General features: G+C 46.6%; 13 protein-coding genes. 2 read left to right on the top strand and 11 right to left on the bottom strand.

Annotation, left to right across the window (positions count from 1 at the left end; all coding sequences use genetic code 11):
• Positions 1-35 precede the first annotated feature (35 nt).
• The 11 genes from LRP49_RS19590 to LRP49_RS19540 all read right to left on the bottom strand — a co-directional run bounded on the left by LRP49_RS19590 (position 36) and on the right by LRP49_RS19540 (position 15744).
• Positions 36-2951: a serine/threonine protein kinase gene (locus LRP49_RS19590; RefSeq protein ID WP_274144178.1), complete on the bottom strand. Its 2916-nt coding sequence runs from the start codon at positions 2949-2951 to the stop codon at positions 36-38.
• Positions 2951-3544, bottom strand: a complete 594-nt coding sequence (locus LRP49_RS19585) for an ECF-type sigma factor (RefSeq protein WP_274144176.1) — start codon at positions 3542-3544, stop codon at positions 2951-2953. Before LRP49_RS19585 ends, LRP49_RS19590 begins: the two co-directional genes overlap by 1 nt.
• A 167-nt stretch (positions 3545-3711) precedes the next feature.
• On the bottom strand, positions 3712-4059 hold the full coding sequence (locus tag LRP49_RS19580) for a hypothetical protein (RefSeq protein WP_274144175.1): 348 nt from the start codon (positions 4057-4059) through the stop codon (positions 3712-3714).
• A 35-nt stretch (positions 4060-4094) separates the two neighbouring features.
• A complete protein-coding gene (locus tag LRP49_RS19575; protein ID WP_274144173.1) occupies positions 4095-4394 on the bottom strand; it encodes a hypothetical protein in 300 nt (99 codons plus the stop codon).
• A 304-nt stretch (positions 4395-4698) separates the two neighbouring features.
• Positions 4699-6945, bottom strand: coding sequence for a hypothetical protein (locus LRP49_RS19570; protein WP_274144171.1), 2247 nt, complete (start codon positions 6943-6945; stop codon positions 4699-4701).
• 115 nt (positions 6946-7060) lie between these two features.
• Positions 7061-8092, bottom strand: coding sequence for an FUSC family protein (locus LRP49_RS19565; RefSeq protein ID WP_274144169.1), 1032 nt, complete (start codon positions 8090-8092; stop codon positions 7061-7063).
• A gap of 146 nt (positions 8093-8238) precedes the next feature.
• On the bottom strand, positions 8239-9465 hold the full coding sequence (gene gltS, locus LRP49_RS19560) for a sodium/glutamate symporter (protein ID WP_274144167.1): 1227 nt from the start codon (positions 9463-9465) through the stop codon (positions 8239-8241).
• Positions 9466-9799: 334 nt separating this feature from the next.
• Positions 9800-11023 carry a glycosyltransferase family 87 protein gene (locus LRP49_RS19555; RefSeq protein ID WP_274144165.1) on the bottom strand — a complete coding sequence of 408 codons (1224 nt, stop codon included), beginning with the start codon at positions 11021-11023 and terminating at the stop codon, positions 9800-9802.
• Between the two features lie 130 nt (positions 11024-11153).
• A complete protein-coding gene (locus tag LRP49_RS19550; RefSeq protein ID WP_274144164.1) occupies positions 11154-12170 on the bottom strand; it encodes an adenosine deaminase in 1017 nt (338 codons plus the stop codon).
• Between the two features lie 284 nt (positions 12171-12454).
• Entirely contained in the window at positions 12455-14278 is a 1824-nt protein-coding gene (locus LRP49_RS19545; protein ID WP_274144162.1) for a response regulator, read from the bottom strand.
• A 251-nt stretch (positions 14279-14529) separates the two neighbouring features.
• On the bottom strand, positions 14530-15744 hold the full coding sequence (locus LRP49_RS19540) for an NRAMP family divalent metal transporter (protein WP_274144161.1): 1215 nt from the start codon (positions 15742-15744) through the stop codon (positions 14530-14532).
• Positions 15745-15962: 218 nt separating this feature from the next.
• Here LRP49_RS19540 and LRP49_RS19535 point away from each other — a divergent pair, with 218 nt between their 5' ends.
• Positions 15963-16127: a hypothetical protein gene (locus LRP49_RS19535; protein WP_274144159.1), complete on the top strand. Its 165-nt coding sequence runs from the start codon at positions 15963-15965 to the stop codon at positions 16125-16127.
• Between the two features lie 9 nt (positions 16128-16136).
• Entirely contained in the window at positions 16137-16631 is a 495-nt protein-coding gene (locus tag LRP49_RS19530; protein ID WP_274144157.1) for a DUF2867 domain-containing protein, read from the top strand.
• The last annotated feature ends 25 nt before the right edge of the window (positions 16632-16656 follow it).

The following is a 16656-nucleotide window of genomic DNA, read 5'->3' as shown; positions in this document are numbered from 1 at the left end:
CAGACACAAAGCCCGCCGAGATAGCGGGCTTTTTGTCAGATAGATTTAAGCCTGCTATCAATGCCTGCCGCCAACCCCGCTAGGTCTTTTCGGAAAGAAAAATCTGCTGCGGTGAGTGCGTACTCTTCCAAAAGTAACTTAGCCACTTTCAGGTTGCCGTTTTGTACATAACCTTCCGCAAGGTACAGCACCTGTATTTTGAGAAAGTCTGACCCGTACCATTGTTTATTGTGTTGCTTAAAAACGTTACGAATGATGGTTTCAGCGCGCGCAAATTGTCCTCGTTGCATGAGCGTCCGCGTATAGTACGCCACCGCTTCTTCCATCAAGGGGACACCGTTTGAAAGATACATGATGGTAAAGTCAGACAACGAGTTTTCAGATACTGCGTTATAAAACGCATCGCTAAGTGAGGGGTGACCTGTAATCCCTGTGGCAAAGTGCAGGTAGATCAGCGCGCTGGTCCCATTAATGAACTGTGGGAGTTGCGCTTTCAGAGTCGCCTCTGTGGGCGATTCTGAGTCTTTGATAAGCAGCGCATTGAACAACTGATAAATATTGTCATGAGAGGGCTGTCTTTGATCGTTCTGCAGTGCCGAAAGGGCCATATATTGCGAATAAGCTGAGTGAAAGCTATCCCAATCTCGGTGGAATATTGCCAGTGTCATTTGCGATGGCGTTGTGCCAAACAAAGGTTGTAACTTCGCGCTTATTTGAAATTGTGGTGTTTGGTCTAACGAGAGAACCTCTTGTGCTTTTTCCGTTGCTCCCAGCAAGAAATAGGCACTCGATAGGGCCTCGATAGCATTTTTCGCCAATGCATTCTGTTCGCCAAATTTTTCTGCAATTTCCACTTCGGTTTCTTTCAATGCAATGAGCGACTTTTTAGGGTTGTTCAACTGAGTTTGAACCAATGGTTCGTAGGACAACATCGTTGTATTGAGCGAAAGTGTCTCCGCCTTTAGTGTGTCTTTAGTCTCTGAGTACTTGCCAATTTTAGATTTATCATCAAACACATACGCTAGATTTAGGGCGGAGCTGACGGCGAGATAGGTTTCGCTGGCAAACGAGGTTTGCTTAATCCACTCATCAACAATGGCAAACAGAGCTTGGCTTTTTTCTTGTGCGATGGGTTCATTCACTTTCATCATGCGGTGTTGAAAGGTTTGCAGGAGGTCGTGTTTTTCACTGAACGAAAGTGCTTGCCACCGCGTATTGTCGGTCAGGATGAAATCCAAAATGTTGTCAGTGATAGGACCCACTAACCGCTGGAATGGGACAAGCTGAAAGCCTGGCATGTTGACGAGCTCGCCGAAAATCAACCAATCATAGAACGAATGCTGGGGGTAAGCTGACAAGTGTGACCATGCTTCCGCTGAAAACGCATGCGCCCAGCACCCTGTGCTCTCACCCCAGGTGTTGATACATGCTTTGTCACTTGAGGCTTTTAGCCGTAAATTTCGTACCTGATAAAAGCGCAATATGGCTTGCTGCTCATCACTAAATACGGAGACGTTAGCATTCAACGCTTTCAAAATGGCGTGGGTGTCGTCATGTATATAGAGTGATTGTAGGCCTTTGATCAGCAGTGAACCTGTCTGGAATCTCGCGCCATCGGTCATGACGGAATGTGAGGCTACCCATTCTTTGGCCGCATATCGATATAAGCTCTCGATACTCGGTGTTTCAAAGGTATGGGCAAGCTCGGGTTGAGAGTAGAGCAGGACGTTGGAGAGCTGTTCTACCACTTCATCACTGGTTTGTTTTTCAAGTACCAGTGCAACGTGCTGACGAATGAGAGACACGGAAGCTGCGACCAACAAGGCCGTACTTACGAGGACGATCGCCGACGTGAGCGGCCAACGCGTGATGCCTTTCCGTGCACGATAGAACAGGCTTTGCGAGTAGGCATCGACAGGAAATCGATTGAGCCATCTCAAAATGTCTTGCTGCATTTCGTCGGCATCGCGATAACGTAGTGACGCATCATGGCTCACCGCTTTGGCGATAATGGCGGCACTTTCTTTGCCAAATCCTCTTCCAACAAAATACTCAGGTCTGACGCCAGACTGAAATTCTTCTACAGCGTATGGGTCGTTGTTTTCAGAGAGTAGATAGAAAAACAACATACCCAGCGAGTAAATGTCAGAGCGAGAACGGTACCAAATCCCGTCTTTTTGCTCAGGAGCACTCCAATATCGAGAAAATGCACTGATGTAATCTTTCGCGATTCCACCGTCTTGGTTGGCTTGGTCGTCAATGCGTTTAGAAAAGCCTAGGTCGATAATTTTCAGGTTACCTTGGTCATCAACCAAAAGGTTCTGTGGTTTCAGATCACCGTGGTAAAGCCCGCGGCTATGAGCATACGCCATGCCGTCCATCAATTGCTTAAGCAGATGGAGGCGTTCCGCTTTCGTTGGGCGGTGCGTATCGAGATAAACGTCGAGTTGGTTGCCATTGACATACTCGGTGACGATACACGGTGTGCCCTCTATCTCGCCAGAGCCGTAGAACTGGCAAATGTAGGGGTGGTTTAAGGCAATAAGATTGCTGGCTTCCCGATAAAAAAGTGTTTGTCGTGCGCGCAGATTAAGCACGCTTCCACGCAGTATTTTTACAGCAGCAAAGTGTTGGCAATGCTCAGGTTTATCTGGCGAGGAAAGGTGTTGAGACGCGAGGAAAACTTGTCCTGTGGCACCGCCTTCCGACAGCACTTTCTCAATGCGAAACCCCATGACCTCTTTCCCGATAAAATCGGGTGAAGACTGATGTTGGGAGTGCGAAGAAAAGAGAGCGTCACTGATATCCGTCAGGTCATCACAAGGCAGATCCAGCATGGATGCCAAGTCATCGGCAATGTCTGCGTTTTCTTCTCTGATCTGCCCAAGGCGAATGCGCTGTTCGCTGGGAGACAATGCCAGCAACTCGACGTAGAGGTCAGATATTTCCATCAAGCGAGGGCTTTTCTAAGGTAGTTTGTCGCGAACAAAAGGCGGTTATTAACGGTGCGTTCGCTCACATTCTGTAGCATGGCGATTTGTTTATTGGAGACGGCTGCAAAATGTTTGTATTCAAACGCATCAGCTTGCTCTGGGTAACGGCTTCGCAATGTCGTAAGCACGAGGTACAGATCGCGACTCAAAGAGTAGTCAGGTAGGTGGGCGACGGCTTTTAATTGCTCTACGTCTGCATACTCTTTTTTACCCTCCTCTTTTTGCTGACTGTTTTCATGGTCGGCAAAAAGCAAGTGCCAAACTGAGCATCGGACATAGTCCACAAACTCTTTGCGCTGCGTGAAGGGTGTTTCGTCATTTCGCCACTTATTGAGCTTCAAAATCGCTTCATGGGTCAATTCCGTTGCGCTGGATTGACTGAAAAGCGTACCGTGAGGTTGTTTTTTATCGAGCATGGATTTGACGATGGAATATATATCTTGATAAGCGGCGACGAAAAAATCATTGGATTTTTCTTTGTCGCGGGACTGCCAGCCATTCAGAATTTCGGTGGCGTCTATTCGCTCCAATAGAGACTGCTTCTGAAACATGTATCCTGTATCTATTCTTGCAATCACATAAAGCTTCCGATGTGATTGTTACTTCTCAAGTGCTTGATTTTGCCTTGAGAACGCGTAGCGTGCAAGATGCAGAAACAGGGCTTACACGCCCTGTTTAGCAAAAAATGGATAACTGTTTTTTGAATCGTCTTTGTCGATTAGATAGCGACCCATTCACTATCAATTTTTTGGAATTCGACTTGCTCACTGAAGTCACTCACTTCGGTGGCTGATTCACCGAATAAACTCATTGTTGTGGTTGCTTTTGCCGTGACATGACATGAAACAATACCGTCTTCTTCGTTGCCGACGACATTACAATCGCTTAGATCAATGTCATCCAGTTCAATTTCAAATAAGCCACCCATTGCCTGTGCGGCTTGGACTGCCGCGGTTTCAACTGCACTTCTCGCTTCGCTTTTCGATGGGTAATCAGCACCGCAACCGACCAGAATCAGTGCTAGCGGCAGGGCCAGATATTTTGACTTCTTCAGTGTGTTTTTCATCAGTTACTACTCTCTGAGTTTTTGATTGCAAAGGGCTATTGTTGTTTTTGCTTGTCGAGTTCTGACGCTAACAGTGCATCGTTGTAAGCAATGATGTCTTTGTTGACGGAGAACATGCCCCATAGCCACAAAATGAAAGCGATAATACCGGGCACAACCAAAAATGCAGTGAACATACAGACGATAAACACCACTAAGGTAATGATGCCTTTCATAACGTGGCCCGCGTACATGTGCCCAACGCCTGGAAGGGCAAAGTTTAAAAAGATCCCCAGTACCTTGTTCTTCATTTTGTTTTTCAAGCGTTCAGCTGTGATTGTGTCACCGTAACTCATGTTCAATTCCTGTCCGTTGTCGAGATGTGGTGATAGTAGCCATCGGCTGATGCCAACGACAGTGACAGCGCATTCGAAAATTTACGCAAAATTATTTTAAAGAAACTTTGATTCGGAAAGCTGCGTTTCAGAAAGCGGTGTTTAACAAAGCTTTGTTTAAGGTGCGGTGAGTAACGGTAAGTGGGTAAAAAGAGAGGCGGTGACGTAACGCAGGGGTAGGCGAGATCGATGCTTACAATGCGCAGATGAGTAAAGATGAGCGAAATGCTCGCTCATCTGTCGACATCGATGTATTTACTGTTTACTAAGCCAACGTTTTTTCTGAGGTAGCTTCGGCTACTGGCTTCTCGTTCGAGTAAAAGGCTTGCATCGCGATGGCGCTCACGGGATTGTCGAACCAAGCTAGCATTTGTGAGCCGTCTTTCTGGAAACAGTGTTTGTCTGACGGTTCGCCAAACATACCTTCGCTGTTGTTCGTCAGTAACGAGGGGTGAAAAAAATGCACGTTACGGCTCTGATTGATTCTTCCCGTGACGTTTGTATTGATTGACGAGCTGGCAAGTTGCTCAAATTGCGCCACTTTCCCAAGCCACTCTCGAATGAGTTTTTTGAGTGACAGGGACTTCAATTCCCATGTGGCAAGGCCACTGTCGACGGCTTTTCGCTGATTTTCTACAAAATCATTTAAGGCGGATTTCGTCGCCGCAAGATCTTCATGATTGAGGTAATTAGGTGCGGACTTCAAACGCTCAACAATGGAACGCATATGCGGTAAGGCCATGCTGTGCATTGCATTCTCGACCAACTCGGTGACAGATTCGTTGATGAACCGACGGTGTGCTTTGCTGCTTTTTATCCGTAAGGTGGCAACGGAGTGGCGAGATTTGAAGTAGAACCTCACGATCAACAGGCCAACAGATAGTGCCGCAGACAGCCAGATAAACTCAGGTTTCAGGAAGTAACACCATGCCAAAATACCCAGAGATGCGAGGAGGCTGATATCCCAGATGACAAGGTTGCGCTTTTCTTTGCTGACGCGTGTTTGTAGGTCGCTTTCTTTCGCGTTGGTCGTTTTGCGCTCATCAATGGTAGTGGCAAGCTCGTCAATCAAGCTGATCGCCACGCCATGGTCGTTATCTAGGTTTAGGTTATGGGTTTCCAGATCTTTTCTTTGCTGTGCATGGCTTTCGTAAAACTGTAGAAGCGACGTGCTGCAGGCGCGCAGTGCTGCGAAGTTTTCCCACATCTTCTGATTCGCCGCGTAGATTGCGAGAAGAATATCGTTGGAGTCATGGAAAGACGTTGATTCAGGAAACGCAATATTGAATGCGCTGTCTGCCCATGGCTGAAGTTCGCCATAGTTTTCCGTCAGTGCCACACGCAGAGCATCGAGTTCTTGGTGAATATCTCCTTCGGCTTCTGCAAATGAGGTCGGGTTTTTCTTAGAGAAATGCTCAGATGCCGCGAGATAGTACTTAAGATTTGTTCGAATAAATGTGCTTAACGCCTCAACAGCCAACTGTTTGTTATGAGGGTTATTGTTAAGTGCGAACTGGTTTAGCAGCATGTCGGTTTTACGTTCTAGCACCTCGAATGTTTCATATTGTGCTAATGCCAAATCAAAATAGTGGGCTGCTTTTTCGAAATCCCCAATATGGGCATATGCGATAGCAATATGTGAGTTGCAGGCAGAAGCAAGTAGGGTTTCATCTTCTTTCAGTGAAGATATTGCGCGCTCAGACAATGGAATGGCGGACTTCCAGTTCGCAGACGTGTCTGTTTGCAACGCGTAAATACGGCCAAGCCAGAAGCAACTGAAAAAGTCGGACCCAAATTCTTCAGTGGCTTTAACCAAGTTCTGTGTGGCTTCACTGAGATGATTCAATTCCATACTTTGGAATGCCCAGTCTTTACGCTGCGCCAATGAAGACGCGATAGGGTTGGTCTCTAACGAAGGATCCGGTTTATCAAAGATACGGCGAAATTGGTCATGGTGTGGACTTTCAGTCGTGTCAGTCGACGGGGAAATACCATCGATTTTCAGCAGTGAACTCTCAGGCATGCGTGGGTTATCATCACAGCCTAGTGAAGCCCAAAGGAAGGTTTCTACCTGTTTAACAATTGAATCGACAATGTCGTCTTGGTGTTCGTCCTGAATGTGGTGTCGAAGAAAATGGCTCGGTAATACGCTTAGGAATTCGCGGACGCTTTCTGGCTGTGTTGCGCTATCAGCGTGGTGTTTCCCAACAAGAAAAGTGAGTACGTCTACCTGATTGTCGAGAGCAGCATTTACCTCGCACTCAATATGCGATTTACCTTCAGCGCGCACTTCACCCAGATCTTTCCCAATGAGGTTTATCAAACAGCGAGAACGTGAAACACAGTGCACGGTGTTTTCAATGGGAGCCTTGCGAAAGGCGTCGAACTCGGCGATGTGAAAGGGGCGTATTTGGCACCGTTGAAGCAATGTCGAACCATTCAACGCAGAAATCAGTGATTCTACAAGGGGCTTCAGTTCTGTGTGAGAGAAAGAGATAAAGATGCTGTTCACAATACGATCCTTTGCTGGTAGAGCGAATAAAGAGCTATGCCATCTTACGTATCACAGCGTGCCCTGGGTAATACAAATGCATTGAAATTAGAGCCAGGGCAGAGAACACGGCGTGTTAAGGTGTTTTAAACAGCGCGGTACTTGCTTTGCTGAGCTGGATAAACTGCCTTGCCATTTCGCGGTTCAACCACAAATAACCGTAATAGCTGATATCGCTAATGTCATTGGCTGATTGGCATAGTTGTTCTTTGGACAGGTTAAGAAGGTGAATGTCGATACACTCGACTTCGGTCACTCGCTTCTCTGAAACTTGTTGTGCCAGTACCTGAAAATTGTCCGAGAGCTGACTTTGCGCCTTGGTCAAGCCTTCCAAATTCATGATCTCATCTTGTCCTTGCTGGCTTTCCCATTGTGTACTGAGCAGGGCTTCTAGCTCGGCAAATAAGCGTTTTTCAATCAGAAGAATATCATTCAAAACCGACTTGTTAACGCCGGACTCCACCATCATATGCGGCAATAAAGATTGCTGGGTTTCAATGATGGTATTGAGCTTTTCTGCATGAGAAGGTGGGAACTTACCTTGCTTCGCATGCTTAATGTGCTTGGCATAGTAATGGCTGCACTCAACAAGATATTGTTCAAGCAGGTAAATAAAACGTTCAGTGGCCTTGGCGGGGAAGATAAAAAGACTCGCCAAAATGGTGAGAATTGCCGCCCAAAGAACATTGAATATACGCCACCCTGCGGCTGCGACATCTGCGGGACCACCACCGGCGACGATAACGATGGTGATGGCTGCCATCAGAGACGCATAGGCATATTTTTCCTGAGTGCAATACATGGCAGCGACGAGCAGTGCAAAGAATGCGATGTGGTGAGTCCAGTGGTACTGCGGTGGAATAAGAAAGAGTGCGAGGCCCATTAAGGCCCCAATAACCGTACCCGTGACCCGTTGCTTGGCTTTGGATAGTACGCCACCAACAAAAGGAATTGCCCCAAGAATCGTGACGGCAGTAATCAGAGCCCAGTAACCGTAGGGGATGGTAAAAGCACGGGTGATCAGAAGGATAACCCCAAAAACGAAAGACACGCGCAACATGTAGAGTAAGCGGGTGTGTTTTAAAGCAAAAATATCGTAAGAGCGCATGTTAATTCACAGTCGAGATTTACGTTCTGCCTTAAGCATATTCTTAACCTTAGTTAAAACATGCTAAAGATTGCGACAGGAACAACCAAAAGGAAAGAACGAGCAGACATGGTCACGTCTGCTCGTTGAACATCAATATGCTGTTTTTAGCCGATGATACTTAGCGTGGTCTGAAGAATAATCAGGTTCACAATATCAATGAAGAAGGCACCAACAATGGGCACGACCATGAACGCTTGAGGTGACGGACCAAAACGGTTAACCACAGAGCCCATATTCATCACCGCCGTAGGCGTTGCGCCAAGTCCGAAGCCACAGTGTCCACTAGCTATGACTGCTGCATCGTAGTTTTTACCCATGATTCGGAACGTCACGAAGTACGTAAATACGGCCAGCATAGCGGATTGCACCATCAGAATGATCAGGAACGGCACGGCCAGATCCAAGATATTCCATAGCTTCAGACTCATCAAAGCCATCGCTAAGAACAGTGCCAATGAAACGGTGCCAAGAATATCGACGGTTTCCACGTCCATTCTTTTTACCTTAGAGACTTCCAGTACATTGGTGATCACAACACCAATGAACAAGGCGTAAACAAAGTCAGGGATCATCAGCCAGCTTATTTCAAAGCTACGCACCCAAAGTTCCAGATACTTGGCACCCGTTACGCAGATCAGCAATACGAAAAGTGTCTCTATCACTTTCTTCGCGGTGACTTTGTCTTGCTCGTTTTCGTTGTAGGTGACCAATTCTGGGAACTGCTCATGGGTGTTGTTGGTGTTGCCATACTGGGATTTCAGGTTAAAACGCTGAACCAGACGCTGTGCGACAGGGCTCCCGATGATACCGCCCATGATCAGGCCAAAGGTGGCCGATGCCATGGCGATTTCCAGTACGTTATGCATACCATAAACGTCTTGGAAAGTTTGTGCCCAAGCTGCGCCAGTACCGTGTCCACCGGACAACGTAATTGAACCCGCAATCAGTCCCATTAAAGGGTCTAAACCTAACGCAGTTGCTAGCGTCACGCCCACGCCGTTTTGCAGCACGATGTAGAGTGAAGCCACAGCTAAGAAAACGAATACTTTTGCACCGCCTTTGATCAGCTGCGTGTAGTTCGCCGCCAAACCGACCGTTGCAAAAAACATCAGCATAAAAGTGTGTTGCAACGGCAGGTGGAACTCTAATTCGATCCCATTGAGGTGCAATACGGTAATGGCACTGGCAACAACCAAGCCACCGACAATGGGTTCAGGGATGTTAAACTTTTTTAGAATCGAAACTCTGGCATTGATGAAATGGCCGAGAAATAGTACAAAAATGGCGATGAGGAAGGATTCTAGTGCGCCGACAGAAATTAGTTGATTCATAAACCCTCTGCTATCTCCACATCCTCCTTAACGTGCGAGATCCTTATTTTTAATGTTCTTCCAAGAGCGAATTTTAGCGCGTTTGCAGGCATTCTTTGCCGGACAAAATTCCTTTAGCGCGAAAAAATGAGGCGACGTTATCTCATAATGTTGACCTAGAGCACAAGTCCCAGTGCAAAAATATTCATTTGCAACAGCGATGTTACGCGCTTTGTTGCGAACAAAACGCATATAAAAATAGTAGATGACGTCCCGTGAGATTCGGTGTTAAAAGTGCGAAAGCCAAGTGGCTGAGAGGGGGAAGATATAGTGTCAGTCGGTATGGGGTTAAAGTCTAAGGTCTTTTGGGAAATACCTTGTGACGGTAGAGGGTCGCGATAAATGCGATGAGGGGATAGAACCAGATAAGGTGATTGGCATGGATCTCTTTGAATGTCACCTCAACGACAATGAGTAAAAGCGTGAAGCAAACGATAACATCTTCTATTGTCAGTGATTTCTTCATATTGCGCCGAATCAAATACACCAACGCACCTAATTGCGTAAGTGGGAACAGCATATGGAAGGCTTCTGGTGTGACGGAATATAAACTTGTCGCATCGTAGTGAAGGGTAAACCTCAAGATAAACACATTCTCCACCAATCCGTGATAGTCCCAAGCCATCATGGCAAGGAGGGGAGATGCACCTAATACACAGCCAATCAGGAAATTCAGGTTAATGCCCGTTCTTAGGAACATTGCGAGTAAGAAAGCAGCAGGTGAAAATTTGGCCGCAAATGACAGTCCCATCAAAAAACCCGCAATCAGCCATTTTTCTCGTTGAACGAACACCAACCCTACCAATAGCAATGCAACCGGGAAAATATCGTTGGCACCTACTTTCAGCACTTCATACCAAAGTCGTTCCGGCATGAAAAAAAGCAGCATGGCTACAAGGCAGGCACAGTAGACTTCCCATTTACCTTTGGATTTCAGGGTGTGGCTAATCAGCATGCACAAGGCAATAGCCGTCACAGCAAGGTAGAACAGGCTCGTTAACTTGTACCCGAGATCAGGTAAGAAAGCCGACAAGGCATAGCCGATGATCATGCCGGGGCCATAATGGAACCCTCTATGCTCAGGTGCCAGTTCAGGTCTGATATTTATGGTCTGGTCGAGATAGGGATTTTGGCCTTGTAACAGGAGTATTTCTGCGGCCCGTTGCGTGGTATAGCCAATATCAACAGTGGGACCAGCAGTTACATAGGGAAGATACGTAGATAGCATGTTCACCACTATGACGCTGAGTAATACCAGCGCAAACATGGCTTCAATTTTTAAGGTGAGCGAGCCAACGCCATCGCGCTGAGATTTGTGCGTGTACATGAGTGCTGTCAGCGCGAACAGTGCTGTGAAACACAGCAGTTTTATAATTGGGTGTCCCCAATCGTAGTGTTGGAATACAGCATAAACACAGAATAGTAAAAGCAAGGTGCCAAGAAATGATGCAACGGATATAGCCCAGCATCGCGCATACTTGGGTATACCAATTTTTAGCGAGGTGTATTCTGCGCGCACAGCGGCCCCTTTCCTTCCGGTGATGTCTTCGCCACGTCCTTAGGCGTAACTCAGTACCTCCTTTTTAGAGCTTAGCCGCTGATCTTTGCGCAGTAGTGTATTTTTTGACCTTTACGATTTACTCATGCTTTTATGCGTCATTTCCATGATTAGCCCAAAACTCATCGAGGGCAGCGTTCAGCGTATTCGCTTCTTCGTCGCTGATAAAGGAAGCCTCAATCGCGTTCCTTGTGAGTTGGACCAATTGACTTCTGCTTGGATGGAGTGCGTTGTTGACGGCGAGAAAATTGTCCGTCATGTAGCCGCCAAAAAACGCAGGGTCATCTGAATTGATGGTGACACATAAGCCTTGGTCCAATAGCGTTAATATGTTGTGGTCTGACATGGAATCAAACACACGGAGCTTGATGTTTGAAAGTGGGCAGACGGTCAAAGGCATCCGAGATTTAGCAAGATCCGCGACAAGAACGGGGTCCTCCGTGCATTGCACGCCGTGATCGATTCGACTGACGTTTAGCAGATTCATGGCATCCCAAATATTACTCGCTGGGCCTTCTTCACCTGCGTGTGCGACGGTTTTCAAGCCCATTGCCAACGCCTTGGTGAACACGCGCTGAAATTTCGCAGGCGGATGCCCTATCTCTGAAGAGTCGAGACCGACAGCAACGATACGATTGAGGTGAGGCTCTGCCTGTGCAAGCGTCTCTAATGCCTCTTCTTCCGATAAATGACGAAGAAAACACATGATTAATTTACTGGTGATGCCGAGTTCTTTTTCACCTTGGCGCAGTGCATGGAAAATACCATTGATCACCGTATCAAATGCAATCCCTCTGGCGGTATGTGTTTGTGGATCGAAGAAGATTTCCGTGTGAATGACATTATCTGCTTTGCAGCGCAGCAGATACGCCCAAGTGAGGTCAAAGAAATCCCGCTCAGTGACGAGCACGTTTGCGCCCTGATAATAGATATTCAGGAAAGATTGAAGGTCTTCAAACTGATAGGCATTTCTGGCTTCTTCAATCGTGCTATAGGGCAAACTGATGCCATTTCTCTCGGCCATTTCGAACATCAACTCTGGCTCTAAAGACCCTTCAATATGCAGATGTAGTTCAACTTTGGGTAACCGACGAATAAAAACTTCCATGACAACCTCCCTCGAGAATTAGCAACTACGTTAGGTAGAAAGCATGTCAATCACATGCGTTTTTCATGACAAATAGTGGGGTGAGAAAACAGCAATTTGTCGATGAGCGGCGTGCATACTGTATAGACTCAAACTAGTAATATCTGGCCGAACGGTCAACTTTTCGAAGGATAAAAGAGCGTAAAGCGAGAGGTGGCGAAAGGGTGTATAAGTACTTGCTTATAGAGTAGAAAAAGGACTTACGCAGCTTCTGTGTAATAGAAGCTGCGTAAATCAAGTTGCGATTACGCGTCAAAAATTTCGTGTTGTTTGCCCATCCAATTGTCAATGATATCGAGCATGGTTCTACGGTTTACTGGTTTGGCAATAAAGTCATCCATGCCCACACGCTTACAGCGATCTCTGTCCTGCTGGCTGACGTTGGCTGTCATCGCCAAAATGGGTAAGGTTTTACTTTGCTCGTCAAGTTCGCGGATTTCCTTACAGGCTTCAAACCCATCCATTTCCGGCATTTGAAGATCCATTAAAACCAAGGCGAATTTGGTTTGCTTTATTGCATCAATGGCTTCTATTCCGTTACTCGCTGTTGTTACATTAAATCCTGATATCTCGAGAATCGTGCGAGCAACCAATTGGTTTGCTGGATTGTCTTCAACAATCAATATATTCACGGCATCTTCAGTGCGGTACGCTTTCCTTGTTTCCACTTTTACATCGGATTCTTCTGGGAATCGCATGTCGCAGGGAAGTAAAACGGTGAATTCGCTGCCATCACCGACTTGGCTACATAATGTGAGCTCTCCACCCATTAAGGCGATAAGCCGTTGTGAGATCGCGAGTCCCATGCCGGTGCCGCCATGAATGCGCGAGAAAGTGCCGTCTTTTTGAGTAAATGGCTCAAAGATGATTTTGCGGTGCTCTGGCGCGATGCCGATACCCGAGTCCCTGACTTGAATTTTCAATCCGCGAGGGAAGCCATGGCTAAGGACGATTTCAATTTCGCCGTCATCGGTAAACTTCATGGCATTGGAGATGAGGTTAGTGAGCACTTGAGACAGCTTTCCTTTGTCGCAAGTGGCGAGGAAACGATGGTTTAGCTCATCATCAAACAGCAGCTCGATACCTTTCTCTTTGGCTGTGCTGTGAAACAGTGCGAGGACATTTTTGCTGAGCTCGCTGACATCGAACTCTGTCTCGTGAAGATCTAGCGCACCAATATCAATCTTCGAATAATCCAGAACGTCATTTAACTGATTGAGCAATAGGTTGGCGGCATCGTCTGCCATTTCAACGAGAGGTTGGCAATGTGCAGGAATTTCGGCTTCTTGCAAGATGTCTAACGCCCCCATAATCGCGTTCATTGGGGTGCGAATTTCATGGCTCATGGTTGCAATAAACTGCGACTTAGCGATGTTGGCTGAGTCGGCGGTTTTCTTCGCTTCCATTAGCTCAGACTCGCGTTTCACATGCTGACTAAGTAGGCGTTCGAGCACATTTACACCCTTGTTCAAGCGCATCAACTCATCGCTCTTTGTGTCGAGTATTTCGTCGGTATAGGACATATTTACTAGACGTTTGTTGATGCGAGACAGCGGCAGAAGAACAAGATATTGAGAAACAACCATGGTAAGCAAGGCAAGGGTGAGCAGAAGACCCGCTGAGTAGATGCGAACTTCTTCAACGTGTTTTGAAATATCGGCCATCATTTGTTTTTTACTCATCGAAATTCGCATTGTTCCGATTGAGCGTCCATCGAACTCGACAAGGTTGCTGAAGTTGAGAGCCATAGGATTATCGTCGTGTGGTCGATCACCCCATTGCCCAATTTCTGAGTCGTTTTGAGAGACGATAGAAATATAACAGAGGTCGGGATAATGTTGAGCCATGCGATCGAGTTTGGCGTTGAGGGCACCGGTTTGTTGGGTAAGTACGTCTTCTGATAGTGCTTCTGTCAGTGCAGAGAAGTTGGCACGAATTTGTGCGTCCATGCGATCTTCGAGGTACTTAGTTTCGTACGTCCTAACGACTTCTCCAGAAAGGTAACTGAGAGCCAGAGTAATAGACAATACCGACAAGGTATATTTAAACCAAAGAGGTAAACGCGTCATATTCCTACTCCTTATTTGTTTCGGCTTTCCTAATCTGCATGTTGATCGTCATATTGAGAGTCAAAATGGCTGATTTTTGCCTATTTCAATCCTTGATAAGCAAGGAAATCTTAGATAGTGGAATGACTGCATATAGCTTGCCAATGTTGAAAAGCGGCAAATCTGACAAGATGAAGGCGAGTGAAGGAGAGCAAAGGAAGAGTAGGCCACAGCATGTTTACTGTGGCCGAAAATCGATTTAACTGATGAACTTAACCGATAAACTTAGCGATGAAACCGTTGATATTGCTGAGGCTAGCCGCAGCCATGACGACCACAATCAGCGCACCCACAATTGACAGGTACACAGGGTGTTTGTAATCACCAACGATGTCTTTGCGGCGAGTTGCTGCCAGAACAAAAGCGAGGACGACCGGCAGGATGATGCTGTTGACCAAACCCGCTAGCATCAGAAGCAGGATTGGCATGTTCATCATCACAGTACCCACGCTGGTCACAATGATGAAGCCGCAGCACCATGCTTTCTCATTGCGTGCAACGACAGGGAAAAGGGTTTTAATCAGCGAAATGGCCATGTAGGAGTTACCTACGACTGACGTAATAGAGGCAACGAAGAGCACCAGACCGAAGATGAAGTAGCCCACTTCCCCTGCACCTTGACGGAACGCGTCAGCGGCTGGGTTAGACGTGTCGAGTACTGCCCCTGAAGCGATTACACCGAATACTGCTAGGAACAACAGGATGCGAATGACAACGGCGATGGAAATACCCGCCCACGCAGCCGTCTTGATGGAGTCCACGTTCTCTTTGCCTTGCAGGCCAATATCAACAAGACGCTGTGCACCTGTATAGTAACCACCTACGGCACCACCAACGATAGTCAGAGTTGGAAGCAAAAGGCTACCCATATCGCTAGGGATAACAGCTGCAGCGAGCGTTTCGCCCATTGGAGGCAGGCTTGTCATTGCGACATAAGCAATCAGAACGATCATGAACAGGCCTAGGTAGCGCGCCATCTGATCCATGCGCTTAGAGGCGTTGTGAACCACGAATAGCAAACAACCTACAACTCCCGTAAATAACGCACCCCAAGTCGTATCTACGCCAGTCAGTACGTTAATACCCAGTGCTGCACCGCTTACGTTACCAAAGTTGAATGCAACTGCACCTAGAGCCAGAAGTACGCCAATAAAGTAACCCGCGCCCGGGGCGATTTTGTTTGCGATATCTTGGATACGTAGACCAGAAACACCCACGATACGCCATAAGTTCATCACGATACCGAAGGTGATAAACATGGAAGCGAAGACAGGGAAAGCCATGTCAATTTTGTAGATATTGGTAAATACGGCGGTTTGCGTCAGAAAGCCTGGGCCGACAGAGGTCGTTGCCATTAAGAATGCAACGCTGAGGATTGCTTTTGTCTGCCAAGATGATGATTGTGAAGCGTGTGTTTGCGTGGTCATGCCGATTCCGAAATTTTGTTGTTTCCCTATTTATTAAAAAAAGGAAAAGCAACTGACCGGGATCAGCTGGCTAAGGGGTTAACCCTTTGAAAACACGGCCTGCGTAGAAGACCGTTTTTGCTGGGCGCGGATATTAATAGGGTCGAAAAAGTAAGTCAAACAATTATTTTCAAATGCGGTGAAATAAATTTTCCACGTTTTCTTGTGAAGGCAATCGATTGCCTAAGTTGTCAGATCTGACGCTGCCAATCAGTGAGATATTGACGACATTTCTAGATGTATATCGCCGAAAAACATTCTTTTTTGACGAATCGTCATTGTTTGTTGCTAAGTCGACGACTAAGGTGAACCTTGGTTTGAGTAGCACGATTGGTGCGTGTTAAGGAGCGGGTATGCAAGGGATTCCTGAATTTACAGAATTGCACAACTACATAGAAAACGCTGATTTCTCAGATAACCATTCGCAAGTCATCGCGTATTCGGGTGAAAGTGCTTTAGAAATTTATCTCAAGGTGATGAATAGCACGCCGGGGTGGGTGAATTACTTGATGAAGTTACGAAATACACTGGTGTCTAAAATCGGCCTTAAACATTTGGGTAATTTTGAAAGTTTTGCGCCAAAAACATCCAGCGACGATTATCAAGTGGGCGATCAGGTAGGGATTTTCCAAATGATTTACAAGTCTCAGAACGAAGTCATCATGGAAGACAGAGACAAGCATCTCAACGTGAAGCTGTCTTTCCATATTGCGTCGAATGGAGACAAGGCAACGGTGACTGCAAGTTCAGTGGTACATATCAACAATACAATAGGACGTGTATATATGTGTGTTGTTGGGCCAGTACATAAACTAATTGTGCCAGCGACACTGAGACGCATTAAGTGAGAGACTCCAGCATGACAGCCCCAAT

Origin of the sequence: Enterovibrio qingdaonensis, from assembly GCF_028683135.1 — a bacterium.
GTDB lineage: Bacteria > Pseudomonadota > Gammaproteobacteria > Enterobacterales > Vibrionaceae > Enterovibrio > Enterovibrio qingdaonensis.
Note: the sequence above shows the minus strand (reverse complement) of the source record. Positions and strands in the feature narration are given on the sequence as shown.

What these genes read in the sequence shown, in the direction of transcription:
- LRP49_RS19530 (WP_274144157.1), top strand. Translation starts at nt 16,137, where the DNA reads ATGCAAGGGATTCCTGAATTTACAGAATTGCACAACTACATAGAAAAC.
- LRP49_RS19590 (WP_274144178.1), bottom strand. Translation starts at nt 2,951, where the DNA reads ATGGAAATATCTGACCTCTACGTCGAGTTGCTGGCATTGTCTCCCAGC.
- gltS (WP_274144167.1), bottom strand. Translation starts at nt 9,465, where the DNA reads ATGAATCAACTAATTTCTGTCGGCGCACTAGAATCCTTCCTCATCGCC.
- LRP49_RS19540 (WP_274144161.1), bottom strand. Translation starts at nt 15,744, where the DNA reads ATGACCACGCAAACACACGCTTCACAATCATCATCTTGGCAGACAAAA.
- LRP49_RS19545 (WP_274144162.1), bottom strand. Translation starts at nt 14,278, where the DNA reads ATGACGCGTTTACCTCTTTGGTTTAAATATACCTTGTCGGTATTGTCT.
- LRP49_RS19565 (WP_274144169.1), bottom strand. Translation starts at nt 8,092, where the DNA reads ATGCGCTCTTACGATATTTTTGCTTTAAAACACACCCGCTTACTCTAC.
- LRP49_RS19550 (WP_274144164.1), bottom strand. Translation starts at nt 12,170, where the DNA reads ATGGAAGTTTTTATTCGTCGGTTACCCAAAGTTGAACTACATCTGCAT.
- LRP49_RS19585 (WP_274144176.1), bottom strand. Translation starts at nt 3,544, where the DNA reads ATGTTTCAGAAGCAGTCTCTATTGGAGCGAATAGACGCCACCGAAATT.
- LRP49_RS19575 (WP_274144173.1), bottom strand. Translation starts at nt 4,394, where the DNA reads ATGAGTTACGGTGACACAATCACAGCTGAACGCTTGAAAAACAAAATG.
- LRP49_RS19580 (WP_274144175.1), bottom strand. Translation starts at nt 4,059, where the DNA reads ATGAAAAACACACTGAAGAAGTCAAAATATCTGGCCCTGCCGCTAGCA.